The sequence below is a fragment of the Pedobacter sp. 01N416 genome (assembly GCF_056399685.1).
Window position 1 is genome coordinate 1 of the sequence record NZ_JBFTRT010000009.1, and the last position, 23,316, is coordinate 23,316.

Annotated in this window: 22 protein-coding genes; 13 read left to right on the forward strand and 9 right to left on the reverse strand. The window is 37.0% G+C overall.

Going from position 1 to position 23,316, the window contains the following annotated elements; translation table 11 throughout:
- Nucleotides 1–194: 194 nt before the first annotated feature.
- Nucleotides 195–1,079, forward strand: coding sequence for an AraC family transcriptional regulator (locus tag AC1DND_RS01070; RefSeq protein WP_477578385.1), 885 nt, complete (start codon nt 195–197; stop codon nt 1,077–1,079).
- A gap of 160 nt (nt 1,080–1,239) precedes the next feature.
- Here the strand turns inward: AC1DND_RS01070 and AC1DND_RS01075 are convergent, their stop codons facing one another.
- Nucleotides 1,240–3,054, reverse strand: a complete 1,815-nt coding sequence (locus AC1DND_RS01075; RefSeq protein ID WP_477578387.1) for a MutS-related protein — start codon at nt 3,052–3,054, stop codon at nt 1,240–1,242.
- A gap of 113 nt (nt 3,055–3,167) precedes the next feature.
- Between AC1DND_RS01075 and rlmH the strand changes: the two genes are divergently transcribed.
- Nucleotides 3,168–3,641 (forward strand): 23S rRNA (pseudouridine(1915)-N(3))-methyltransferase RlmH, encoded by a 474-nt coding sequence (gene rlmH, locus AC1DND_RS01080; protein ID WP_477578389.1) that lies wholly within the window; start codon nt 3,168–3,170, stop codon nt 3,639–3,641.
- Nucleotides 3,642–3,705: 64 nt separating this feature from the next.
- The gene (locus AC1DND_RS01085) at nt 3,706–3,834 is read left to right on the forward strand and encodes a hypothetical protein (protein WP_256449212.1); all 129 of its coding nucleotides are present in this window, start codon (nt 3,706–3,708) and stop codon (nt 3,832–3,834) included.
- A gap of 60 nt (nt 3,835–3,894) precedes the next feature.
- On the opposite strand, the gene AC1DND_RS01090 is transcribed toward AC1DND_RS01085, so the two are convergent.
- Together AC1DND_RS01090 and AC1DND_RS01095 are read right to left on the reverse strand one after the other, a co-directional pair.
- Nucleotides 3,895–4,437, reverse strand: a complete 543-nt coding sequence (locus tag AC1DND_RS01090) for a DUF5606 family protein (RefSeq protein WP_057932097.1) — start codon at nt 4,435–4,437, stop codon at nt 3,895–3,897.
- 147 nt (nt 4,438–4,584) lie between these two features.
- Nucleotides 4,585–5,046, reverse strand: coding sequence for a peptidylprolyl isomerase (locus AC1DND_RS01095; RefSeq protein ID WP_029275450.1), 462 nt, complete (start codon nt 5,044–5,046; stop codon nt 4,585–4,587).
- A 116-nt stretch (nt 5,047–5,162) separates the two neighbouring features.
- Here AC1DND_RS01095 and AC1DND_RS01100 point away from each other — a divergent pair, with 116 nt between their 5' ends.
- Nucleotides 5,163–6,344: an asparagine synthetase B gene (locus AC1DND_RS01100; protein WP_108198204.1), complete on the forward strand. Its 1,182-nt coding sequence runs from the start codon at nt 5,163–5,165 to the stop codon at nt 6,342–6,344.
- A gap of 285 nt (nt 6,345–6,629) precedes the next feature.
- Nucleotides 6,630–7,370 carry an outer membrane beta-barrel protein gene (locus AC1DND_RS01105; protein ID WP_477578391.1) on the forward strand — a complete coding sequence of 247 codons (741 nt, stop codon included), beginning with the start codon at nt 6,630–6,632 and terminating at the stop codon, nt 7,368–7,370.
- A 66-nt stretch (nt 7,371–7,436) separates the two neighbouring features.
- Here AC1DND_RS01105 and AC1DND_RS01110 read toward each other — a convergent pair whose 3' ends face one another.
- From AC1DND_RS01110 to lpxK, 3 genes are read right to left on the reverse strand one after another with little or no spacing between them, the layout of a single operon-like run.
- Complete coding sequence (locus tag AC1DND_RS01110) at nt 7,437–9,443, reverse strand: putative porin (RefSeq protein WP_477578393.1); 2,007 nt, start codon at nt 9,441–9,443, stop codon at nt 7,437–7,439.
- 1 nt (nt 9,444) lies between these two features.
- Nucleotides 9,445–10,260, reverse strand: a complete 816-nt coding sequence (locus AC1DND_RS01115) for a purine-nucleoside phosphorylase (RefSeq protein WP_029275454.1) — start codon at nt 10,258–10,260, stop codon at nt 9,445–9,447.
- The gene (gene lpxK, locus AC1DND_RS01120; protein WP_477578395.1) at nt 10,232–11,293 is read right to left on the reverse strand and encodes a tetraacyldisaccharide 4'-kinase; all 1,062 of its coding nucleotides are present in this window, start codon (nt 11,291–11,293) and stop codon (nt 10,232–10,234) included. Before lpxK ends, AC1DND_RS01115 begins: the two co-directional genes overlap by 29 nt.
- A 440-nt stretch (nt 11,294–11,733) precedes the next feature.
- Here lpxK and AC1DND_RS01125 point away from each other — a divergent pair, with 440 nt between their 5' ends.
- The 8 genes from AC1DND_RS01125 to AC1DND_RS01160 all read left to right on the forward strand — a co-directional run bounded on the left by AC1DND_RS01125 (nt 11,734) and on the right by AC1DND_RS01160 (nt 18,561).
- Nucleotides 11,734–12,873 (forward strand): sterol desaturase family protein, encoded by a 1,140-nt coding sequence (locus tag AC1DND_RS01125; protein WP_215125443.1) that lies wholly within the window; start codon nt 11,734–11,736, stop codon nt 12,871–12,873.
- Between the two features lie 361 nt (nt 12,874–13,234).
- On the forward strand, nt 13,235–14,362 hold the full coding sequence (locus tag AC1DND_RS01130; protein ID WP_477578396.1) for an NAD(P)/FAD-dependent oxidoreductase: 1,128 nt from the start codon (nt 13,235–13,237) through the stop codon (nt 14,360–14,362).
- Nucleotides 14,363–14,365: 3 nt separating this feature from the next.
- A complete protein-coding gene (locus AC1DND_RS01135; protein ID WP_477578397.1) occupies nt 14,366–15,079 on the forward strand; it encodes a methyltransferase domain-containing protein in 714 nt (237 codons plus the stop codon).
- Nucleotides 15,076–16,128 carry a type III polyketide synthase gene (locus AC1DND_RS01140; protein ID WP_477578398.1) on the forward strand — a complete coding sequence of 351 codons (1,053 nt, stop codon included), beginning with the start codon at nt 15,076–15,078 and terminating at the stop codon, nt 16,126–16,128. The genes AC1DND_RS01135 and AC1DND_RS01140 overlap by 4 nt, the downstream gene beginning before the upstream one ends.
- Nucleotides 16,129–16,146: 18 nt before the next feature.
- Nucleotides 16,147–16,584 (forward strand): 3-hydroxyacyl-ACP dehydratase FabZ family protein, encoded by a 438-nt coding sequence (locus AC1DND_RS01145; protein WP_477578400.1) that lies wholly within the window; start codon nt 16,147–16,149, stop codon nt 16,582–16,584.
- Nucleotides 16,577–17,854: a beta-ketoacyl-[acyl-carrier-protein] synthase family protein gene (locus tag AC1DND_RS01150; protein WP_477578402.1), complete on the forward strand. Its 1,278-nt coding sequence runs from the start codon at nt 16,577–16,579 to the stop codon at nt 17,852–17,854. Before AC1DND_RS01145 ends, AC1DND_RS01150 begins: the two co-directional genes overlap by 8 nt.
- Complete coding sequence (locus tag AC1DND_RS01155; RefSeq protein ID WP_477578404.1) at nt 17,847–18,107, forward strand: acyl carrier protein; 261 nt, start codon at nt 17,847–17,849, stop codon at nt 18,105–18,107. Before AC1DND_RS01150 ends, AC1DND_RS01155 begins: the two co-directional genes overlap by 8 nt.
- Nucleotides 18,097–18,561 (forward strand): 4'-phosphopantetheinyl transferase family protein, encoded by a 465-nt coding sequence (locus AC1DND_RS01160; protein ID WP_477578406.1) that lies wholly within the window; start codon nt 18,097–18,099, stop codon nt 18,559–18,561. Before AC1DND_RS01155 ends, AC1DND_RS01160 begins: the two co-directional genes overlap by 11 nt.
- Nucleotides 18,562–18,604: 43 nt before the next feature.
- On the opposite strand, the gene AC1DND_RS01165 is transcribed toward AC1DND_RS01160, so the two are convergent.
- The 3 genes from AC1DND_RS01165 to AC1DND_RS01175 all read right to left on the reverse strand — a co-directional run bounded on the left by AC1DND_RS01165 (nt 18,605) and on the right by AC1DND_RS01175 (nt 23,316).
- Complete coding sequence (locus AC1DND_RS01165; protein WP_477578408.1) at nt 18,605–20,794, reverse strand: peptidase domain-containing ABC transporter; 2,190 nt, start codon at nt 20,792–20,794, stop codon at nt 18,605–18,607.
- A gap of 64 nt (nt 20,795–20,858) precedes the next feature.
- Nucleotides 20,859–22,046 carry an HlyD family secretion protein gene (locus AC1DND_RS01170; protein ID WP_477578410.1) on the reverse strand — a complete coding sequence of 396 codons (1,188 nt, stop codon included), beginning with the start codon at nt 22,044–22,046 and terminating at the stop codon, nt 20,859–20,861.
- 1,147 nt (nt 22,047–23,193) lie between these two features.
- Nucleotides 23,194–23,316 carry a hypothetical protein gene (locus tag AC1DND_RS01175; RefSeq protein WP_477578411.1) on the reverse strand — a complete coding sequence of 41 codons (123 nt, stop codon included), beginning with the start codon at nt 23,314–23,316 and terminating at the stop codon, nt 23,194–23,196.

A 23,316-nucleotide genomic window follows, 5' to 3' on the forward strand; every position in this document is an offset into this window, starting at 1 on the left:
TTTTTAGATCACTCAACCTGTATACAAAGTTAAATTAAGCTAAACATTTATCAAAAATTACAGTAGAAGCGACTATTAGACTAAATCGCTAAGATTTCGCTTCCCTTAAACCAAAGATCAAGAAAAAAATAAAATACAAAAATGTATTAACTTGCTCAAAAAATGGATTATCTTACTTTTTATTAAGAATCACAATGGAGAAACGCCAAGTAGGACAGAAAAATAGTTTTGATTTTCAAAAAGCCTTTATCATTCCCAAGAATGTACTTATAAAACAGTGCACTAAAAATGAAATCATAAACAATTTATTTATTACCGATATTGGTTATTACCGTAAGGCATTGAATCACTATATAAAAAGAAATAATGGTTCAGATCAGCATATTTTGATTTATTGCGTAGAAGGAAAGGGAAACGTAGAATTTCAGGATACTAATTATCATATTGAAGCAGGTAATTTTATTATTATTCCGAAAGAAACAGCACATACTTACCAAGCCGACCCAGCGTTACCATGGACTATTTATTGGTTCCATTTTTCGGGAACCGGTGCTGATCAATTGGTTGCTTCGTTACAGAATTATAAGGCTTATGCGGGTTTTAGTGAAGAACGGAATATGTTGTTCGATACGATTTACAACCGATTAGAAAGAGGTTTTAGTAGAGAAAATATAATTTATGCCAATTTATGTTTTCACCAATACATTGCTGAAGTTGTTTATACCGATAAACATCTCGTTAACGATAAAATTATGGAACCTGATAAAGTTGAAGAGGTTATAGATTTTATGCGGAAAAATATTGAAAAGATGCTTAGTTTAAAGGAAATGGCACTGGCTGTTTACCTTTCACCTTCCTATTTATCGGCCATTTTTAAAAAGAAAACCGGAACCTCACCTATCGATTATTTTAACCAGCTCAAAATTCAGAAAACAACACAGTATTTATTGTTCACCAACCTGCGGATTAACGAAATTGCACAAAAAGTCGGCATTAACGATCCTTATTATTTTAGCAGGCTCTTTTCAAGTATCATGGGCATTTCGCCGAAACAATACCGTGATAATAGGTTTAATTGATGTTTTTTTTTGTGGGCAGCAGGATGTTAGATGTGCAGTAGGATGTTACCATCTGCCAGAATATTTATTTATAATTATCATTTAAACCTCTTATGTGTCAGATGGTAACATCTGACACCACGAAAATAGCCATATCCAACACCATGGAATTTATTAAAAATTAATCTAAGGTTAAACCAATTTCCTTTAGCAAAATAGCTGCATTAAAAGTCTTACATGGTCCGTGTTTTAGTAAATAATCAAATTTCATTTCACCTTCGGTGATCTGGATATCAAAATGGAAATTACGGACGGTTTCGGGGTGATCGATAATCAGATCTGCCAGTTGCAAATCGTGTGTAGCAAAAAGCGCAGGTGTTTTTTCGCTAATCAGCTTTTGTATAAAAACCTTCGAGCCCAAATATTTATCCCTACTGTTTGTACCACGCAGCATTTCGTCAATCAATACAAAAGTATCTTTGTCTTTAACTACATTATCTAAAATCATTTTCAGGCGGTTTAACTCTGCCTTAAAAGTTGAGGTACTTTCGTTCAGCGAATCTTTAATCCGCATATAAGTATTGATCGAAAAAACCGACAATTGCATGGTTTTCGCACAAACCGGTGCACCAGTGTAAGCCAATATCATATTAATACCCAAAGTACGTAGAAAAGTGCTTTTGCCGGCCATGTTAGAACCCGTTACAATATCTACAGTTGGTTTTGCTTCTAAATGAAAATCGTTATCCACCCGAACCTGCTGGTTAATAAGCGGATGGCCAATATGGGTGGTGGCCAATGCAAATTGATCGGCTACTACCGGAAAAACCCAATCTGGCTGATTATAGGCTGTTGTGGCCAATGATATCAGCTCTTCAAAATCGCCTAAATGGTCAAGGGCCGAAATCACATCCTCTGATGAAGATTTATACCAAATATCTAAACTGATGCAGCACTTTAAATCCCAAAGTAAAAGTGCGTTCAATATACCACCAACCAGGATATTTAGCCTGGCATCAAAATTCTGGATAATTTTAGATAGGCCCTTAATTTCTTTGCTTACCGGGATTTTTGAATCTAATAAACTTAAGGTGTATGAACTTTGCCAGTTTTGATTCTCTGTCCATAAAATAGCGCTGGCATAACCGTTTAACAGATTTGAACTTCCACCAAAGGTGTAAAAAACCTTGTTAATTTTTGAGCCCAATAAAACATTCCATCCCGTGTGGATTACAAATAGAAGTGCCAGTATTTTCCAAAAAGCAGCGCTAATAAGAAGTGCCGCCAAAATTAAACCAACAGCAATATAAGGCACCAGCTTTACATAAAACCTCAAAAAACTACTCTTTACAAATTCCAATTGTGCACCCAATTGGTGTTTAAGCTGTATTTTAATCTGCTCTATTTTATCGGGGTCGTAACCATGCAGATTAGCCCTGAAACTATAAGTTTCTGCTATCTTATCTGTTACTTCTTTTATGGCTTCCTGGCGGAGTAATATCTTATCTCTGGTCGGTTTCTCTGCGAATTTTTTAGCCAGGAGGTTATTTCCGCTTTTGGTACTACAACGGTTGATCAGTGCAAACAGAGATGCATTTCCAAAAATATCAAGATCGGAAGTATAGGGATGCAGTTCGGATTCGAAAGCCTTACCGTGATCGTAACCATTCGCTGTTCCGTTTAAAACATTCCATTCATTCTGATAAACCCACAAGAGTTGCTTTTTAAAATCGATTTCGCGGTCTAGCTTACTTTGCCTCCGTACAATAAAGGCAAAGGCAATAATTGGCACCAATAATGCAAGCTGAATTAATGTGCGTAATCCATCATCCGCAGAACGTAATAGTAGAACAAAAAATAAAATTTCGGCTAGAAAAAGGCCTATCCGGATGAAAGAAAGTTGATCGATTATTTTTTTGGTCTCTGCTATATCAGTGGTAACCTGTTTAATTTTTTGATCGTAATCGGCTATTATTTCTGCTTGTTGTTTTAACATGATATCGCTTCGGTGTATATATTTTCGAAGGTATAAGATCGATAGATTGTCTTTTTTGTTACAATTTTCTCTAAGTTTGAATCTCGAAATTCTAAAGATAGGCAAAATATTAAATGAAGATTACACTGATCGCCATTGGCAAAACAGAAGATAAATATCTAATTGAAGGAATTGATAAATACATCAACCGTTTAAAGCACTATATTAACTTTAGTTTTGTGGCTTTGCCAGATGTAAAGAATGTTAAAAACCTAAGCGAGGCCCAGCAAAAGACAAAAGAAGCAGCGTTGCTGCATAAACAAATTAACAATGGCGATGTTGTTATTTTATTAGATGAAAAAGGAAAAAAATATTCATCCGTAGAATTTTCAAACTACTTAAATAAACAGATGGTTGGTAGTATACAGCATTTAATTTTTATTATTGGCGGGCCTTATGGATTTGATGAAACCATTTACAAAAGGGCAAACGGATTAATTTCGCTGTCTGACATGACCTTTTCTCATCAAATGATCAGATTGTTTTTTGTAGAGCAGCTTTACCGGGGATTTAGCATTTTAAAAGGAGAACCTTATCATCACGCTTAGAGATGGACAATGTGAATGAGCTATGGAAAAGGCGAATAAAAATCATCATTAAATAAAAGAAATTATGCTATTAGATAAATATAAACGGGAATACAGATATAAAAGCAATCAGAACGGCAACAATAAATACCTATGGATCAGCATTATTGCATCATTGGTTATTATAGCTTTGCTTTATTATTTCTTCGATTAACCCCACAAAAAAACACCAGACAAATTGCCTGGTGTTCGCTATAATTTGGGTAAATAAAGCTTAAACGCCTTTTTTACTGGTCATACTTGCTTTTTTAGCTGGTGCTGAAGTTTTAGTAGTTGCTTTAGCACTTGCTGATGCTTTAGATCCTGTAGCTTTTTGTTTTTTATCTGAAGCTGCTTTTTCTTCTGATAACTTAACCTCTGCTGGTGTACCCGGAGTTTCCGGAGTTTCTTCAGTAAACAATGGCAGGTCTTTTAATAAGTTATACCAAGTGATAATTTTCTTCATATCAGAAGCATAAACTTTCTCTTGATCGTGACCTGGTGCTACTTCAAGGAAATAAGCGCGTAAATCGCCTTTCAAATCCGGAGTAGATCCTTTTGCTGAAATTTTAGCAAAAATATCTGCCAATTTAATTTCCTCATCTTCGCCATACACGGTAATATCTTCTAACGAAGCTAATTTTGTGTTGGTGATGTTGGCAACAACTTTAGTTTTTTGAGCATCTAAGCCTTCTAAAATGTAACCTACTTTATTTTGTCCAACCAGTTTAAATAAACCCGGTCTGCCAGATACGGCAACAATTCCTCTTAAATTCATATTATGTGTGTTTAGCGGTTAGTGTTTGGAGTTTAGCGTTGTAATACGCTCACCGCCAAACGCATCGCGTTTTCTAATGTTTTAAAACCTCAATATTGAGCAATTGGTATTAGCGCTTTAAACGCTTATCGCCAAACCCATTGCGCACTAATCTTCTAAAACTTCTATGTTTAAAATTTTATCACCTTGGCGAATATCATCTACAAGGTCTACATTCTCAACTACTTTACCAAAACAAGTATGGTTACGGTCTAAGTGAGCGGTATTTGTTCTGCTGTGGCAAATAAAAAACTGTGAACCACCAGTATTGCGGCCAGCGTGAGCCATAGATAAAACACCACGATCGTGATATTGATTTTCTCCGTCCAGTTCGCAATCAATTTTGTAACCTGGGCCACCAGTACCTGCTAAATGTGCTTTAGCCGGGTCTTTTGAATTTGGGCATCCGCCCTGAACCATAAAGTTAGGAATTACACGGTGAAAAGTTACACCATCATAAAAGCCTTCTTTAGCTAATTTTTTAAAGTTTGCAACGGCTTTCGGCGCATCATTATCGTAGAATTCTACAGTCATTTCGCCTTTTTCTGTTTTTATTATTGCTTTACTCATATCAATATCGGTACTAATTTTAAATTTTACTCACCTAAAAAACAATCGTATTTTTTTAGTAGAGGGCAAAAAAAACAAAATTGTATAGGCTAAGGGCTTCTTCTTTGTTAATTTACATGGATGAAGACCAAAAGAACCACCTTAAAGCATATGGTATTGCCTATTGGACAATCAGCAAACAACTAGAGGTTGACTGGCTTTTAAACTATCGCGGCGGAAGTTTTTTAATTAAATACAATAAAACAGTTGAAGACGAGCTTAAAATCCGTGGCGTATCATACGAAGTAATGGCCGATGGAAAGGTAACCAACCTTTTAAACGAAATCAGCGATCCTGCGGTGAATATGGAGATGGTTAAGCTGGAGAAAACACCAAAAATTGCGGTTTACTCTCCAAAAAGCAAATTACCCTGGGATGATGCCGTTACACTCGTTTTAACCTACGCCGAAATCCCGTACGATGTAATTTATGATGATGATATTTTACAGGATAAATTGAGCAAATACGATTGGCTACACTTGCACCATGAAGATTTTACCGGGCAGTATGGCCGTTTCTGGGCTAATTTCAGGTATGCAACCTGGTACCAGGAAGATGTTAAAAACCAGGAAACCCTAGCTAAGCGCATGGGTTATAAAAAGGTTTCTGAAATGAAATTAGCCGTTGCCAAACACATTAAAGAATATTGTGCTGGTGGAGGCTTTTTATTTGCAATGTGCTCAGGCACTGATAGTTTCGACATTGCTCTTGCTGCTGATGGGGTAGATATTTGCGCTCAAATGTTTGATGGTGATGCTGCAGATCCAAATGCACAAAGTAAACTGGATTTTAATAAAACCTTAGCCTTCCAGAATTTCAAGTTAGATAACAACCCAATGAACTATGAATTTTCGGATATCGACGCTACTCAAACCCGTACACTGAACCAAACCAACGATTACTTTACTTTATTCGATTTTTCGGCCAAATGGGATCTTGTTCCAACCATGCTTACCCAAGATCATGATAAGGTGATTAAAGGTTTTATGGGGCAAACCACAGCTTTCAGAAAGAGTTTAGTTAAAACAAGTGTAACTGTTTTGGGTGAAAATAAAGGTGCTGCAGAGGTAAGGTATTTACATGGAGAAATTGGCAAAGGTCAGTTTACTTTTTATGGCGGGCACGATCCGGAAGATTATCAACATGCTGTAGGCGATCCGCCAACAGATTTAAATCTACACCCTAATTCACCTGGCTATCGTTTGATCTTAAATAATGTTCTTTTTCCGGCCGCGAAAAAGAAACCACAAAAAACATAATTTATAAGAGATTTAGCTTTTGGTATTATTTCTTTCCCGTTTAAAAAATTGTAACCCCTACGCTATATTCCTGTTATCTATACAGTAAATTATGCTTAACGGCATTTCTGATTTGCATCATAGCCACACTTAAATACCGCAAAAAGCATACTGAAAACCAATACATTACACACTCTTTTGTAACACACTTGATACTTTGGCACAGCTTTTGGAATTGAGGCTTGTAATTAACAGCAGGTTTAAGCCTGAAATTTTTAAACAAGATTCTTCTAAAAGAAAAATATTATGAAAAAGTTATTATTAAGCGCTTCAGTTTTATTATTAGCAACAGGTGCATTTGCACAAACAAAAATGACTAGTGAAACTGCTCGCTTTGGAATAAAAGCTGGCGTTAACCTTTCAAAGTTTCACGCTGGTGGCGATGATGCCGCAGCCAATAATTTTAATGATAATGCAAAAAACAATGTTGGCTTCAATGTGACCGCATTTGGTGATTTTGGTGTAGGAAATAATTTCTTCATTCAACCAGGCGTATCATTACAGAACAAGGGTAATAAATTTGAATCCGTAAATACAGCAACCGCAGGAAACAATACCATTACGACCACCTCTTCTATTAAAACCAATTTAATGGCGATTGAGGTACCCGTAAATGCAGTATTCAGAATTCCTACTGGTGATGCCGGCGCGGTTCAGATCAGTGCTGGTCCGTATATCGGTTTTAACATTTCAGGTAAAGACAAAGGAGAAAACACGGTTACAACAGTGAACAACTCCAACAATACCAGTGCTACTGTTACGACTTCTAATGATAGAGACCTATCGTTTGGTAGTGCCAGCGATAAAAATTATAACAGTACCGAATTTGGTGCAAACTTTGGTTTAGCGTACCGCACAAATTCAGGATTTTTAGTAGGTGCTAACTATGGCTTAGGTTTAACAGATTTGACTCCGAAAGACAGACAGGCTAATACCAATAAATTAACTAACCGCGTGTTAGGTTTCTCAGTTGGTTATTCTTTCTAAGCGAAAGGCCTTAAAGCAAAAGCCTCCCGGATTATTAAATCGGGAGGCTTTTTTATGCTTTATTATTTAGTCGTAAAAGTTCCAGCTTACCCCAAATTTTAATAGGGCATCTTGCATGGGGTACCTGTTTACAGTGTAATAACCCGGCTGGAATAAACCCTGATTTACAAAATCATATTTAACAAAAATATTGGCCCTTTTTAAATTTGCTTTAAAAAAGACATCAATTACTGGTTTTGAAGCCAGGTTTGTTGGATTGCGCTCATCAATATAAAACTGCGCTGTTGCAGGTGAATATAAGTAGTTTGCATATTCAGAATTGTACCTTACATCAAATCCCACATTAGCCTTTAATACTTTAAAAAAAGTATTATCAAAATAAATACTGTTATAAGTATAAAGTTCAGGTGTTCTTAACACTGCATTTTTATCTGTTTTTTGATAAGCGATATAATTTTCCATCACAAACTTACCAAACCTCGATTTCTTTGATACATCCAACCTGATTAAGCTAATATCGGCAGAAGCCTGTTTTGGTAAAATGGCAGTTGTACCATCGGTATGGTCGGCGGCAAAATAAACATAGTTACTGGTTAAGAAATATTTGGCTCCGGCAGTAAAACCATACTTATCATTGATATAGTTAAATGATATATTGGCAATTTTAGTGTTCTTAAAATCGCTGTTTGTCCATTGGTAATGGTTGCCATGATAGTAATTAAAAATAGCCGCTGGCGATTGGTTTTGTACATAAGCACCCAACTCGATCCTTCCTATAGTTTTACCTAAAAGTATTTTACTTTTTGCCTCATATAAGTAATCGCCTGCATTTTCACCTTGCAAAATTTGCTGTACATCTAAATTGAAATCGATATTATTAGAGAACCGGTAGCCCGCTGCACCTAAAATGGTAATGTTTTGATAAGCAAACCTACTGCGCTCGTAATTGGTTGCATCTTGTTTTATACCAAGATATTCGTGTTTATAATAATCGTGTTTAATCCCCGCATCAACCTTCAGTTCATTTTTTATAACCGAACTATTTTTTGGTCTTAAAAAGAAACTATAAATAAATTCATTTTTGATATGTTTTACATGGGTCGAATCATTCGTAAATATTGTGCTCGCAATTCCAGGAGGCAGTACATGATTAACATCCGTTCCATTTTTGTAAAAATCGAAGCTGTCGTTATTATACTCAAACGTATACGAAACCTTGTTGGTTGGTAAAACAGCATTGTTAACATTTGCAGAGGTATCTATCCTTCCTACATAATAAGTTTGCTTTAAGAAAACGGTGTTTTTACGGTACAAATTTCTTGAGTCTGATAAATTTACCGGTTCTGCCTCTCTTGCAATTTTGGCATAATCAGGGTCGAATAAACCTGTAGCTACGGTAGAGCCATTCTCGTAGGCACGCATGGTATTAAAAATTGCCGATGCCCACATATTGTAACGTTTGCTTGGCGATTGATACCATGAAAATACGGCAACATTCAAATTATCGCCACGTTGTCTGGCGTAAAAGCCTCTGGAATCTCCACGGTTAAAATTAACCCCAACATTCCAGTTTTTTTTTATATTCTGTGTGTGGATGGCTCTAAAAAGCTGCTCTTTTTGTCCGGCACTAACAAAATACAAGCTGGTAAAAGGGGTTCTGGCCTGATAGTAAATAATATCTTCAGGCGTTAAAGCGTAATAATCAAGTGAATGAAATCCTGCGTCAAAGCCAATCCTTTTACTTGGCTCGTATAATAATGGCCTTGCTGCCAAGCCCATATTACCATTGTTTATGGTTGGGTGCAAGGGCTGTAAAAGCGGGCTGTAATTCTGGATATTGGTAGTTGAGGTATCTAAAGGCAGCAACACAATACTGTCTTTAGTTAATGACAGCTTGGTAAACCTGATATATTTTGCGGTAAAAACGACAGAATCCTTCCCCGAGTCTAGTTTCTTCCGRACAGAATCCAATTCTTTGTTGGTACCAACACTTGTTTTTAAATCTTGTGCAAAGGTTTTGTTAATGCCTAACAGCAGTAAGAGAAAAAAACAGATTTTAACGACTTTATGCATCTTATAGTTCAGAAATTAAGCGGGTTAAAATCTCCGTCATTTTAGGCTCGGCTTTGGCGGCTGCTGCTAAAATTTCTTCTAAATTAAAAGGTTGCAGATCTTCCGGAAAACCCTCATCCGTTAACACGGAGATGGCAAAAACAGGTAAACCAGCGTGATTGGCCACAATAACCTCAGGCACGGTACTCATACCAACGGCATCAGCGCCAATTAAACGCAGATATTTATACTCAGCTTTGGTTTCTAAATTCGGTCCGGAAACGGCAACGTATACCCCTTTATGACAGTTAATATCTACATCTTTAGCTATTTCCAGCGCTTTAGCTATGATATCGCGTTTATAGGGCTGGCTCATATCCGGGAAACGGGGCCCTAATTCACTTTCGATTAAACCACGCAATGGGTTATCAGGCTGCAGATTAATATGATCGTCTATAATCATTAAATCGCCCTTTTTAAACTCAGGATTTAACGAGCCCGCAGCATTAGATACAATTAAGTTTTCTATACCCAAACCTTTCATTACCCTAACCGGGAAGGTGATCTGTTGCATGCTGTAACCTTCATAATAATGTAGGCGCCCTTGCATGGCAATAATTTTCTTTCCGTTCAATGTTCCAAAAATCAGTTTCCCACTATGAAATTCTAAAGTAGAAATTGGAAAATTTGGAATATTAGAATACATCAATTGATGCTCAACTTCGATTTCTTTTACCAAGCCACCCAAGCCAGTACCTAAAATAATCCCTATTTCTGGCTTAAAGTTCTCTGTTTTACGTTTTATATATTCAACGGTTTCTTCTATTGCTCTTAACATAGTTTAAAATGAGTTCGTCAAAGGTAATCTTATCTTCTTCAAATAATTCAACCTCTATGGGTAAATAATATACAGGTAAATCTACCAGTAAATCTTCAAATCCGGTAGCTCTTAAACGCTTGCTATCCTTTTCTGTTGTGATAATGATTTTATCTTTTTTAGTCCCTGCCAAAAAAAACGATTTAAACTTCTTAATATCATCATTTTTAAAAGCATAATGATCCCGAAATTCTTCGTGTTTAATGGTTTTAGTATATTTTTCAAGCTCTTCTATTAATGGAGCTGGATTTGCAATTCCGGTGAGTAGGAAAATTTCGAAATCTCTAATCGACTCGAGCGTGCGATTTTCGTTACGGTATAAATGGATAAGATGGCCATACTTGAGATAAGAATGTAATACTGGTTGATTGGCATTTGGCTGCAGTTCATTTATAGCGGCTTGCTGGGCAACATGTAACAAAGGAACCGGTGATTTTGTGACCAATAATATATCGGCCCTTTTACGCGAGGAGAAAACATCTCTTAAATTTCCCGCCGGCAACAAAAACTGTAAAGTACCCAACTTTCTAAACTCGAAAAGCACAATATTAAAACCTGCCCTTACCGCGCGGTGCTGAAAGGCATCATCAAGGATTACTAAATCATGATTCTCTTTTAATTGCTTAATCCCATTTACACGGTCTTCGCAAACAGCAACGGTAATACCTGTAAATTTTTGATGGTACTGTAATGGCTMATCTCCTATCGTTTCGGCCGTCGCAGCGCCATCGGCAACAATAAAACCTTTCGTTTTCCGGCCATATCCCCTACTTAGTATGGCGATTTTATAACCAGCCAGCAACTTCACTAAATATTCTGTTGTTGGTGTTTTGCCTGATCCRCCAACGGCTAAATTGCCTACACAGATTACCGGCAAATCGAACTTTACAGATCGCATCAATCCCCAATCATAAAGTTTTTTACGGAGAAGAATAGCCATTCCATAAATGATCGAAAAAGGAAGCAGTAAAAGGCGTAGATAGTTCAGTAGCATATCGTGGTTTCAAAAATACTGATTATTTAAAAAAGAAAGGCATGGCCCAGTTAAGCAACCGTTAACTAGATGAATGGTTTGTCAGAATTTATGTTAATGAGCATAATTGCAAACTAGAAAGCTAAATTTTTAAAGATTTTTTAGAAAAGCAGTGTCAGTACTATAATTAATGATAGTCGGGCTTTCCGCTAAACCTTTTGGTTTGAAGAAAAACAAAAGTGTATCACTGCAATCCCGTTTAATTAGAAGCAACCGTGCTACTATTAAAGGTTTTGAACCTTCTAAAAGAAACAATCATCGTTTACAAAGGATAAATCGCATAACTATTTCAACACTTGTTTGGACAAGAGCATTTATAGTCAGTTAACCAATTAGCAAAAGTTATTCGACCATATTTTATCTTTTTTTATTATCATTGTTATCTACCAAAACATATTTTAATGTCTCCGAACAAAAGATTAGTAGTGGGCCAAGGCCAGATTAGTGGATATATTTCTATTTTTTTAGCCGTATTGGCCTTATTTGGCATTCTCTGTTTTCATTATCCAGAAAAGTTAACCACGCCCGAATTCCGCGAAATTTACACAAAAAACAGTATGGAAGCCCTAATGCTTGGAGGCGTTATTGCAGCATTCTTCTTTTCACTGTTAAGTTTAATCCTCAGTAAAAAACTAAAATGGGCCTGGCCAGGCTTTGCACTCGGTGCTTTAGCTGTAATATTGGGTGCTTTGAGTGTAGAAGGTAGAGATGTAGCCAAATCGGGCTGGCATTTTGGCCTTGATTGGATGATTTTAGATCTTCTATTAATGGTTGCCATTTTTGTCCCTTTAGAATTGTTTTTTCCAAAAAATAATGAGCAAACCAAATTCCATGAAGAATGGCGTACCGATTTAACCTATTTTGTAATCAGTCACCTATTTATTCAGTTTTTTGGCATTGTAACCCAAAAACCTGCCGTATTATTTTTCGGTTGGATAGGTTTAGATAAATTGCACACCTGGGTACAGGGTCTCCCATTTATAGTGGCCTTGTTTTTGGCTTTTTTCAGTACCGATTTGTTTCAATACTGGGCACATCGTTTTTTCCATACCCGGGTATCCTTATGGCGTTTCCATTCCATACACCATTCAACACAAAATATGGATTGGCTGGCTGGAAGCCGTACCCATTTTATTGATATATTTTTCACCAGGGCAATGACTTTTATCCCACTTTATGTTTTGGGCTTTTCATCTACCGTTTTCAATGTGTACATTATATTTATTGCGATACATGCGGTACTCATCCATGCCAACACCAGGATTAATTTTGGTCCGTTAAAATACATTTTTACTACGCCCCAATATCACCATTGGCACCATTGCGAAGACCCTAAATATTATGGCCATAACTTCGCCTCTATATTTCCCTTTATTGATATGATGTTTGGCACCTATTATTTACCTGGCAAAGAATGGCCCGCCGGAACAGGTGTACATGAAGCTTCATATCCGAAAGGTTTTGTTAAACAATCCATTTATCCATTTACAAAAAGCCCTTTTGATACCGATTTAAATATGGAAGAAAGAAGCGATAGATAAATGAGGCTGTATCCATAAGTTCTGATTCCATTCGACCTTGTCACGTTGAGCTTGTCGAAATGCTTTGAAGGGCATTTAAATAGGTCCTTCGACAGGCTCAGGATGACAATTCTATATTTATGATACAACCTCATTTTGTCGTTTTAAACGATGGAATCGTATAACTATTTCTGTGCTCGTTTGGAAACGAGCGCAAACGAAACTGTCAGATGGTAACATCTGACAGCACCTTGTTCGGACAGCACATTGCCCCCCAACTCGGTGCCCTCTTTGTTTTTCTCTCCATGATCTCAGTGGTTAAAGAAGCTTAAATGGAACAAACCCGAATTTTAAATGTTATCTTAGATTTCCATCTTATCATATGCGGGCCGAAACAGAAATTTTAATTATTGGTGGTGGATTGGCAGGTTTAACAGCTGCACTTCACTTGAATAAGGCGGGTTTAAATGTTACGTTGATCGAAAAAGACACCTATCCTCACCATAAAGTTTGCGGCGAATATATTTCGAATGAGGTGCTCCCTTATTTTGAATGGCTCGGTCTGGATATTGAAAATCTGGCACCCACATTAATAAGCGAACTGCTTTTCACTTCCCTTTCTGGCAAAAGCATAAAAACTAAATTACCCCTTGGCGGCTTTGGTTTAAGCAGATACACCATCGATCATTATCTCTATACCGAACTGATCAGGAGAAAAATAAACGTAATTCATGATCGCGTTTTACAGATTAACTTTGCCAATAATCAGTTTACAGTAACAACCACAAACCACGCTTTTGTTGCAGCTTACGTTATTGGCGCTTATGGAAAAAGGTCAGCAATTGATGTTAAGCTAAACCGGAATTTCATCAATAAACAATCACCATACCTGGCAGTTAAAGCCCATTACAAAGCCGATTTTCCCAATAACCTGGTAAGCCTTCATAATTTTGAAGGTGGCTATTGTGGCGTTTCGAAGGTTGAAAATGACCGATTGAATATCTGTTACCTAGCTAACTATGAGCGTTTCAAAAAACACAAAAACCTGCTTGCCTTCCAGGAAAACGCACTCTATAAAAATAGACATTTGAAAACTATTTTCGAAAATGCTACCTGTTTATTCGATGCACCATTAACCATCAGTCAGATTTCTTTCGAAACTAAAGAACCTGTGTATAACCATATTTTAATGATTGGCGATACTGCCGGATTAATTCATCCACTTTGTGGCAATGGCATGGCCATGGCCATCCACAGTGCCAAAATTGTTTCAGAACTTTTGCATCAAAGAATGGAGGGAAAAATTAATTCGCGTGCAGCATTGGAAAAAACTTATACTTTACACTGGAACAAGGAATTCAAAAGCCGCTTAAAAGTGGGCAGCGTATTATCGTCTTTGCTTAGGAACAATAAATTCGAAAGTTTGGCCATGAGTGCGTTGACTAAAATGCCCTTTCTTCTCCATAAAATAATTAAACAGACACATGGTAAACCGATCAAGATTTTATAATAAATGCCAGTAGATACCACATATAGAAGCACAGCACCGGAGATTATGGATGACTTTGCTATGGAAGGTGAGATATTACGCGATGCACTGGATAAAATAGCCAGCATCAATCAGCTCCTTGGTGGTAATAAAGTTACACTAGAAGGAGTTAAGAGCTTAATCACCAGCAAACCAAAGGACGAGGTTATTCGTATTACTGATATTGGTTGTGGAAATGGAGATATGTTGCGCACTTTGGCAGATTATGCAAATAAACAAGGTTTACATTTTATTTTAAAAGGGATAGATGGCAATAGATACACTATAAATCATGCGCAAAGTTTATCTAAAAACTACCCGAATATCACCTACACCTGCTGCGATATTTTTGATGATTTAAGTAAAACAGAGCCTTGCGATATTATGCTCTGCACCCTAACACTACATCATTTTAAAGATGAAGAGATTATTGATTTATTGGAAAATTTTAAAAGATCGGCCAAAATGGGCATTGTGATCAACGACCTGCAAAGAAGTGCACTAGCATATTACCTGTTTAAGGCTTTGTGTTATGTGTTCCGTTTAAATGATATGTCGAGAGAAGATGGACTGGTATCAATTCTGCGCGGGTTTAAAAGAGCAGATTTGCTTCAATACACCAAACAATTAAAGCTAAAATCGAGTTCAATAAAATGGAAATGGGCTTTCCGCTATCAATGGATAATTAAAACAATATGAGCGTAACCGTAAAAGCTGTAAGTAAAGCCTTACCCGAATTTTGGAGGTCAACCGCTGAAATTTTAACATTTTTAGATATTTGGCTAAAAGATCAGGATGATCGCTTTATCCGAAAGGTAAAAAAGATTTTTGAAAGCGCCGCGGTAGATAAAAGATACTCGATCATGTCGCCCGAAGCGGTTTTTAGTGATTTAAGTTTTGAGGAGCGAAACAACATTTATGTAAGAGAAGGGATAAAGCTGGGTGCCAAATGTTTGGAAACCGCACTCGAAAAAGCCAACTGGCAGGCTCAGGATTTAGACTACATCATTACGGTGAGCTGCACCGGTATCATGATCCCTTCTTTAGATGCTTATCTGATCAACTTACTTAAACTCCGCCAGGATATCGTGCGCCTGCCGGTTACTGAAATGGGCTGTGCCGCTGGTGTATCAGGCATGATTTATGCTAAGAATTTCCTGAAAGCAAATCCCGGTAAACGGGCCGCAGTTGTTGCGGTAGAATCACCAACGGCAACTTTTCAATTAAATGATTTTTCGATGGCCAACATTGTAAGTGCAGCAATATTTGGCGATGGTGCCGCCTGTGTACTGTTAAGTTCGAATGAAGAAGATAGTGGCCCAGAAATTTTAGCTGAAGAAATGTACCATTTTTATGATGCAGAGGAGATGATGGGATTTAAACTTACCAATACCGGACTCCAAATGGTACTGGATGTAGCAGTTCCAGAAACCATTGCCAATCATTTCCCAGATATTATTCATCCTTTTCTTTCCAAAAATGGCCTCGATATTAATAATATAAACCATTTAATCTTTCATCCGGGTGGAAAAAAGATTATCCAGATTGTTGAAGAATTATTTGGCCGGCTTGGCAAAAATATAGACGAAACGAAAGAAGTTTTAAGGCTTTATGGAAACATGAGCAGCGCAACAGTTCTCTATGTTTTAGAACGGATTATGGATAAAAAGCCAATGCCTGGGGAAAAAGGACTGATGTTAAGTTTTGGTCCTGGATTTTCGGCACAGCGCATACTTTTACAATGGTAATCCTTCAACTAATCACTAATGAAAAAAGAGATCCTAGCTAAACTCCCTTACGGCAAATCTTTTCTATTTGTTGATGAGTTGCTGCATGTTGACGAAAACGGCGTAATCGGGACATATACCTATCCTGAAAACCTTCCATTTTATGAGGGGCATTTTAAAGACCATCCGGTAACGCCGGCAGTGATCCTCACCGAAACCATGGCGCAGATTGGATTGGTCTGTTTAGGCATTTACCTTTTAAAAGAAATTGATCAAAATATATCCATCGCCATGACGTCAAACACTATTGACTTTCTAAAACCGGTTTACCCTGGTGAGCAGGTTACGGTAACGAGTGAGAAAATTTATTTTAGGTTTAATAAACTGAGTTGCAAAGTAAAAATGGAAAATGCAGCAGGCGAAATGATTTGCAAAGGCAGCATTTCGGGCATGTTAATATCAAAAAAAAATGGGTAACAGAGTCGTAATTACCGGTTTAGGCGTATGCGCACCCAATGGCACTACCATTGATGAGTTTTCGGATGCCATAAAAAAAGGGCTTTCTGGCATCCGCCATCAGCCCGATCTGGAAGCCTTAAACTTCTCTTGTCAGATAGCAGGCAAGCCAGTACTTAGCGAAGAGCGGATCAGCCAATATTTTACGCCTCTTGAATTACGAAACCTAAACAGTTCAGGAATTATATATGGTGTTATTGCTGGTTTGGATGCCTGGAAAGATGCGGGCTTAACCATCGAAAACAATGAAGAGCCCGACTGGGATAGCGGTACTATTTTCGGAGCAGGCACTTCGGGTATAGATAAATTCAGATGGGCAATTAATAAAATAGATGCGCTTGAAATCAAAAAACTGGGAAGTTCTGTAGTGATACAAACCATGGCCAGCGGCGTAAGTGCATTTATCAGCGGCAAGCTCGGCTTAGGTAATCAGGTAAGCACCAACTCATCTGCCTGTGCAACAGGAGCAGAAAGTATATTGCTAGCTTACGAAAGAATTAAGACAGGTCAGGCTACAAGAATGTTAGCAGGAAGTACAAGCGATAGCGGCCCTTATATCTGGGGCGGTTTTGATGCCATGAAAGTTTGCACCTTTAAACACAATGATGAACCGGAAAAAGGTAGCCGCCCTATGAGCGAAACGGCAAGTGGCTTTGTACCTGGAAGCGGCGCAGGTGCTTTGGTATTAGAATCGCTCGAAAGTGCAATGGCTAGAAAAGCCAAGATATATGGCGAAGTGCTCGGCGGCCATGTCAATTCTGGCGGTCAGCGGGGCTCAGGTACTATGACTGCGCCAAATCCTACCGCTGTACAGCGATGTATCCAAACAGCATTAAAAAATGCGGGTATTGAAGCTCAGGAAATCGATGTGATTAATGGCCATCTTACCGCAACAACCAAAGATGCCCTGGAAATAGAAAACTGGAAAGCAGCACTACAACTACCTGCCGATGATTTTCCGTATATCAATTCTGTAAAAGGTATGATTGGCCACTGTATTGTAGCATCTGGGAGCATAGAATGCGTGGCCTCAATGCTTGAGCTTTCAGAAGGATTTATTTTTCCCAATATTAATTGCGAAGACCTAAGTCCCGAGATTACCGCTTTAATTGATGCGAAATGCATTCCACAAACTTTAATTCAACAACCAATTAATATCTTAGCTAAAGCCAGTTTTGGTTTTGGTGATATTAACGCCTGCATTATTTTTAAAAAATATACCCATGAATAAAGAAGAGATCATCGAAGCCTTAAAAACAATTGTTGAACCTTACAGCGAGGAGGTATCAGCCTTGGCACATATTGACGAAAACACCGATTTTATAAACGATTTAAAAATAAATTCGGCCAACCTGGTTGATATTGTTTTAGATATTGAAGAGAAATTCAATATCGAAATAGACAACGATTCGATGGCTAAAATGCTTACAGTAAAAGCGACCACCGAAATTATAGCTCAAAAACTGGAAGCGCATGCTGGGTAACGATATCGTTGATCTGGATCTGGCTAAAATCCAAAGTAACTGGAGGCGTAAAAATTATCTCGATAAAATTTTCACCGCCGAAGAACAGTTACTGATTTCATCAGCAAAAAGACCTGATGAAATGGTATGGCTGTTATGGAGTATGAAAGAATCGGCTTATAAAATTTATAACCGTAAAACCGGAATCAGAAATTTCGCCCCTAAAAGTTTAAACTGCATTATTTATCCAAACGCCGATCAGGTAAAAGGCACAGTAAGTATAGATAACGATACATATTTCACTAAAAGCGATATACAGCTACAATACATCCATACCATTGCTGCCCCTGTTTCTAGTGAGCTAGAAGAAATTAAAGTAACCATTTACGAATCACCAAATCATCCAGGTGATTATAAATGCACTAAACCAGGTTGTGTGAGTCACCATGGACAATATTTGGCTTTGGTGTATTAATTCCAGAGTTGACAACTTACTAGCAAGGAGGCAAGAAAAGTTGTCAACTCTTATAGAAAGAGGGTATCATTAAGCTCGTTAAGTCATCATCACCAAATTGCTGTTTCCATAAATTGGCGTAATGGCCATTTGCCATCATCATTTCTGTATGGCTTCCCTCTTCTACAACCTTTCCTTTATCTAATACAATAATCTGATCAGCTTTTCTAATCGTAGGTAACCGATGCGCAATGATGATGATTGTTTTCTTTTGCATCCTCAACAAGTCTATTGTTCGCTGCACATACTGCTCCGAAGCCGAATCCAGAGAAGAAGTGGCTTCATCCAGAATTAAAATTTCAGGATTGCGGTACAGTGCCCTTGCTATGGCGATCCTTTGTTTTTGCCCGCCTGATAAAGAGGCTCCGTTTTCACCTAAATATGTCTGAAAACCTTCTGGCAAAGCTTCAATAAAATTGATAATCCCCAGTTGTGTACAAATACTAATAATCTGTTGCATATTTGGTTCATAATCGCCAATGGCAATATTTTCGATTACATTTCCTGCAAAAAGGTCAATTTTTTGCGGCACAACGCTTAATAAATTTCTTAAAGAGGCATTGTTCAAATACTTAAGCGCATGATTACCAATAAAAATATTGCCCGATTGTATGGGATAAATATTTTGAAGTAACGACATTAAGGTAGACTTCCCAGATCCGCTCTCCCCTACAATTGCAGTAAAACTTCCAGCCTTAATTTTTAGGTTTAGATCTTCAAACACATTTACACGACTGCCATATCTAAAGGCTACATGTTCAAACCTGATATCGCCCATTAATTCTTTCGTAAGGAAAATACTCGATGAATTTTGTTCAATCTCCARGTCCATAATTTCGAATAAACGATCAGAGGCGATTATGGCATCCTGGATAGATTTATTTGCTCCAATTAAGGAAGTAGCCGGGCCAGTAAAGTAACCAATAAGCGTATAGAAAGAAAATAATTCCCCAGGGGTAATTTCGCCATCTAAAACATAACCTGCACCCACCCAAAGCAAGATGATAGTGAGCATACGGGCAATAACCTCGGTTGATGTTCCAGAAAAAACTGAGTTTAATCCTGATTTATAAATTGTTCTGAGCAGGCCAATAAAATGAGTTTCTGTTTTTTCGTTGGTAAACCTTTCAAGGCCAAATCTTTTAATTGTGGCTACATTATTTAAGCCCTCAACCAATTGCGATTCCAACTTGGCCGATTCCTCCATCAACTTGCGCTGCATTTTCTTGTTCAGTTTATTGCTGATGAAATAAATCAATAAATACAATGGAATTACAGCCAACATCATTAAGGCGAGTTTCCAATAGTAACTGAACATTAAAATAAAAGAGAATACAACAATAAAGCCGTTTACAACCAGGTTAATGGAAACATCGTTTATAAAAGCCCTTATTTTAACGGCATCGTTTACCCTCGAGATAATTTCGCCCACCCGCATGGTATCGAAAAACTGCTGAGGCAGTTTTAAGAGGTGTTTGTAGTAGCCCAATATCAATCGGACATCTATCTGCTGGCCGGTGCGGATTGTAAAAATAGTTTTAGCCGTTCCAATAAATAATTGTAGCGCTAAAATGGCCACCATCATTAAGCTCATTAAATTAAGCAGGTTCCGATTACCTTCTACCAGAACATGGTCGGTTATTTTTTGAACAAAAACTGAGGTAGATAGTCCAAGAATGGTATAAATTAAAGCACCAAAAAGTGCCTGCGTTACAATACTTTTATGCGGTTTAATCAGGTTCCAAAAACGGCTTCTGGTATCAACCTTTTCATTGCCTTGCTTAAAACCCTCATCAGGTAACAACAGAACCAGTACACCTGTCCATTCACTTGTAAATTCGTCAATAGTTTTGCGGTGTATTTTCCCGTCACCCGGGTCCATTACTTCAATGTATTTATCGGTTACTTTATAAATAACTACATAATGCTGCAATTGCTTCTTTACCACCACATGCGCAATGGCTGGCAATGGAATTTTAGAAAGACTATCTAAATTACCCTTTACCCCTTTTGCTTCAAAACCCAGTTTGTTGGCCGCTTCTATCAAACCTAAAACATTGGTTCCTTTTTGATCGGTGCTGGCCAATTGGCGGATGCGCGCAACGGGCATCTTTAATTTATAAAATGCAGCTATAGATGCCAAACAAGCGGCGCCACAATCGGTAATATCGCGTTGTTTTATTAGTGTAGACATTAGAAGGAAGATGTGAGATTTGAGACTGGTGATGTGAGATTTGAAAATTTTCTGCTTTGGTCTTTTAGCTTTTAACTCCATTTGGATTTAACCAATCGTCAACTTTATCATAAAGCAATTGATACAAGTTTCGTTTTGCAATAGTAAAGTGCGCGTTAAAGGTCATCCCCTTTTTTACCTGCCCTTTATAACCGTTTTTTAACTTTAAATAATCCTTGTCTAATTTACACTTCACTTTAAAATAAGGGCTTTGGTTAATCAATATAATATCGTCAGAAATATCGGCTACTAAACCGGCAAGCAAACCCCATTGGTTATAGTTAAAAGCATCGATCTGAAACCTGACGGCTTGGCCAGCTTTAATTAAACCGATATCAGCAGGTTTAATATAACAGATGGCCAGCAAAGCACTATCTGGCGATATCTCGCCAATTTTCTGATTGGCGGTAATAAACGAACCCAATTGTAAACCTGATAGATTTTGCACCGTTCCGGATACCCCTGCGGTTAAATGATATAATTTCTCCTGCTCGGTTAGCTGGATTTTCTGACCATCAAGATCTTTTAATTCTTTTCTATATTGATTAGATTCTGTTTGCCATTGTGTTTTGTACTTTTTAGCCACCAGATTAAAATCAGAAAGTGCCTGATCGTAATTAAACTTATATTGCTCATACTCTGCTTCGGTAACAACCTTTTTGGTATACAATGTTTCATACCTTTTATAAATTTTGTAGGCCTGTTCGCGTGCATTTAGTGCATTCTGAATCTGCTCCGCATATTGTTGCCAGCTTGCCGCATACAGGCCGGTTTGCAATGCAGGTGTCCCTGCATTGCTTAAGTCGACCAGTTTTAAAACGAGGAGCGCATCATTTAATAAATTTTTTAATTCACCAGAACGATTATTCAAAATCAAATTTTGTGTTTCAGGTATAGTAGGGTCTATATTTAAAAGGAGTTGTCCTTTTTTTATTTTTTTGTTATCGGTTAAATTAATCAGGGTAATTTTCCCAGCCACAGGTGCCAGCAGTTCTGTTCTTTCGATATTACTCTGCAAAGAACCATTCCCCTTAACGCTTACTGTTGTATAAATAAAAGGTAGGGCAGCTAAAGCCGCAATAATGAATAGTATGGTGGCAGAATAAATAATTTGTGTCCGTACCTTGGTATGGTGTAAAAAAATGATGGAATTATCTTCAAAATTGGCGTCTTCTATAAAAGGCATAATCATCAATTGGCTGGTTAAGGCCAAGTTTGTAATTATTAAATTATACAAGAAAAAAGATACACGAAAAGGGGGATTGTAGGGATGAAACTGTTTTTAATCTTTAGAAAATAAAAAAACCGATAGATACATCAATATGCATTATCGGTTCTCGATATTTCAAGCGTACCTTGCTTTCTAGGAATTAATTTATTTCATATTTAATTAAACACAACTTGTTTTTGCTCAAATTGCAGTTTAGATTAATTTAAGGTGATTAACGTTATTTAGACAAATCAACACCTACATTTTTACCATCAGGGTTTCCATCATTTCTGCCAATTTTATATGCAACCACCATGGTACTAAATAATAGTAAAAACAAGATGAACTTAACCCAATTATTTTCAAGTATTTTCATAGTGATATTGTGGTCTGAGCATTACTTATTTCCTTCTTATGGAGATTTGAATCTTTAGCAACACTAAGTCCAAAAGATTCTATTATTTCACCTAAGACTAGAACAGATAAAATAATACCCCATATTGTAGATAGTGTTTTTATTTTTTTTCTGAATTGTTATTCATATTGCTTTAACGAAAGTTAATTGTAAGAATCTTTTTTATAGGTTCTTCCCTCAGATTTTATTCATAAGACTAGTTAAAGATCATTTTCATAACATAAAACTGCCTAGCTCTTTACCGAAAAATAACCAGCAAAAATTAAGACAGAGCGATAAGAAATAGTACAAACAAATAAAGTCTGTCTTCTTTTTTTATTGAGCAATCCAGTAATCCATAGTATTAAATTATATCAGTTATAGATTTATACCCAAAAATCAATGGGTAACTATATAAATTACCCATTGATTAATTAACCTTTACAGTAGGTATAAAAGTTATCTGGTACTCAAAAATCTATTATTGTTCAATTTACTTATTATGTAAAAAAGAATAATACATTTTTCTACCATAATCTTCACCTTTTTGCCATGTTGCGAAACAAATAAATGTAATTATTGCAACTACCAACAAAATCTTATATTCTGACTTATTATTGTATTTATTCATAAATATTTGATAAAATTTTTAAAAACAATTCTCTTTCAAATACTATCCATACAAATGCATCTTATATTATAGATAGTTTACTCGTAAATATACAGAATTAAGTGAAAACTTGCTTCAGTAAACGATTATTTGTGCTTTGTAGATTCATCCCAGTACCCATAAGCTACAGCTGCAATAAATATTAAAGGTACTAATCCAAATCCACCATTGATTTCGGATTGCTCTTCTGTTGTTAGTTCTACTATCAT

What these genes read in the sequence shown, in the direction of transcription:
- AC1DND_RS01070 (WP_477578385.1), top strand. Translation starts at nt 195, where the DNA reads ATGGAGAAACGCCAAGTAGGACAGAAAAATAGTTTTGATTTTCAAAAA.
- AC1DND_RS01105 (WP_477578391.1), top strand. Translation starts at nt 6,630, where the DNA reads ATGAAAAAGTTATTATTAAGCGCTTCAGTTTTATTATTAGCAACAGGT.
- AC1DND_RS01115 (WP_029275454.1), bottom strand. Translation starts at nt 10,260, where the DNA reads ATGTTAAGAGCAATAGAAGAAACCGTTGAATATATAAAACGTAAAACA.
- AC1DND_RS01100 (WP_108198204.1), top strand. Translation starts at nt 5,163, where the DNA reads ATGGATGAAGACCAAAAGAACCACCTTAAAGCATATGGTATTGCCTAT.
- AC1DND_RS01085 (WP_256449212.1), top strand. Translation starts at nt 3,706, where the DNA reads ATGCTATTAGATAAATATAAACGGGAATACAGATATAAAAGCAATCAG.
- AC1DND_RS01175 (WP_477578411.1), bottom strand. Translation starts at nt 23,316, where the DNA reads ATGATAGTAGAACTAACAACAGAAGAGCAATCCGAAATCAATGGTGGA.
- AC1DND_RS01140 (WP_477578398.1), top strand. Translation starts at nt 15,076, where the DNA reads ATGAGCGTAACCGTAAAAGCTGTAAGTAAAGCCTTACCCGAATTTTGG.
- AC1DND_RS01125 (WP_215125443.1), top strand. Translation starts at nt 11,734, where the DNA reads ATGTCTCCGAACAAAAGATTAGTAGTGGGCCAAGGCCAGATTAGTGGA.
- AC1DND_RS01075 (WP_477578387.1), bottom strand. Translation starts at nt 3,054, where the DNA reads ATGTTAAAACAACAAGCAGAAATAATAGCCGATTACGATCAAAAAATT.
- AC1DND_RS01145 (WP_477578400.1), top strand. Translation starts at nt 16,147, where the DNA reads ATGAAAAAAGAGATCCTAGCTAAACTCCCTTACGGCAAATCTTTTCTA.
- AC1DND_RS01160 (WP_477578406.1), top strand. Translation starts at nt 18,097, where the DNA reads ATGCTGGGTAACGATATCGTTGATCTGGATCTGGCTAAAATCCAAAGT.
- AC1DND_RS01130 (WP_477578396.1), top strand. Translation starts at nt 13,235, where the DNA reads ATGCGGGCCGAAACAGAAATTTTAATTATTGGTGGTGGATTGGCAGGT.
- AC1DND_RS01150 (WP_477578402.1), top strand. Translation starts at nt 16,577, where the DNA reads ATGGGTAACAGAGTCGTAATTACCGGTTTAGGCGTATGCGCACCCAAT.
- AC1DND_RS01095 (WP_029275450.1), bottom strand. Translation starts at nt 5,046, where the DNA reads ATGAGTAAAGCAATAATAAAAACAGAAAAAGGCGAAATGACTGTAGAA.
- AC1DND_RS01090 (WP_057932097.1), bottom strand. Translation starts at nt 4,437, where the DNA reads ATGAATTTAAGAGGAATTGTTGCCGTATCTGGCAGACCGGGTTTATTT.
- rlmH (WP_477578389.1), top strand. Translation starts at nt 3,168, where the DNA reads ATGAAGATTACACTGATCGCCATTGGCAAAACAGAAGATAAATATCTA.
- AC1DND_RS01135 (WP_477578397.1), top strand. Translation starts at nt 14,366, where the DNA reads ATGCCAGTAGATACCACATATAGAAGCACAGCACCGGAGATTATGGAT.
- AC1DND_RS01155 (WP_477578404.1), top strand. Translation starts at nt 17,847, where the DNA reads ATGAATAAAGAAGAGATCATCGAAGCCTTAAAAACAATTGTTGAACCT.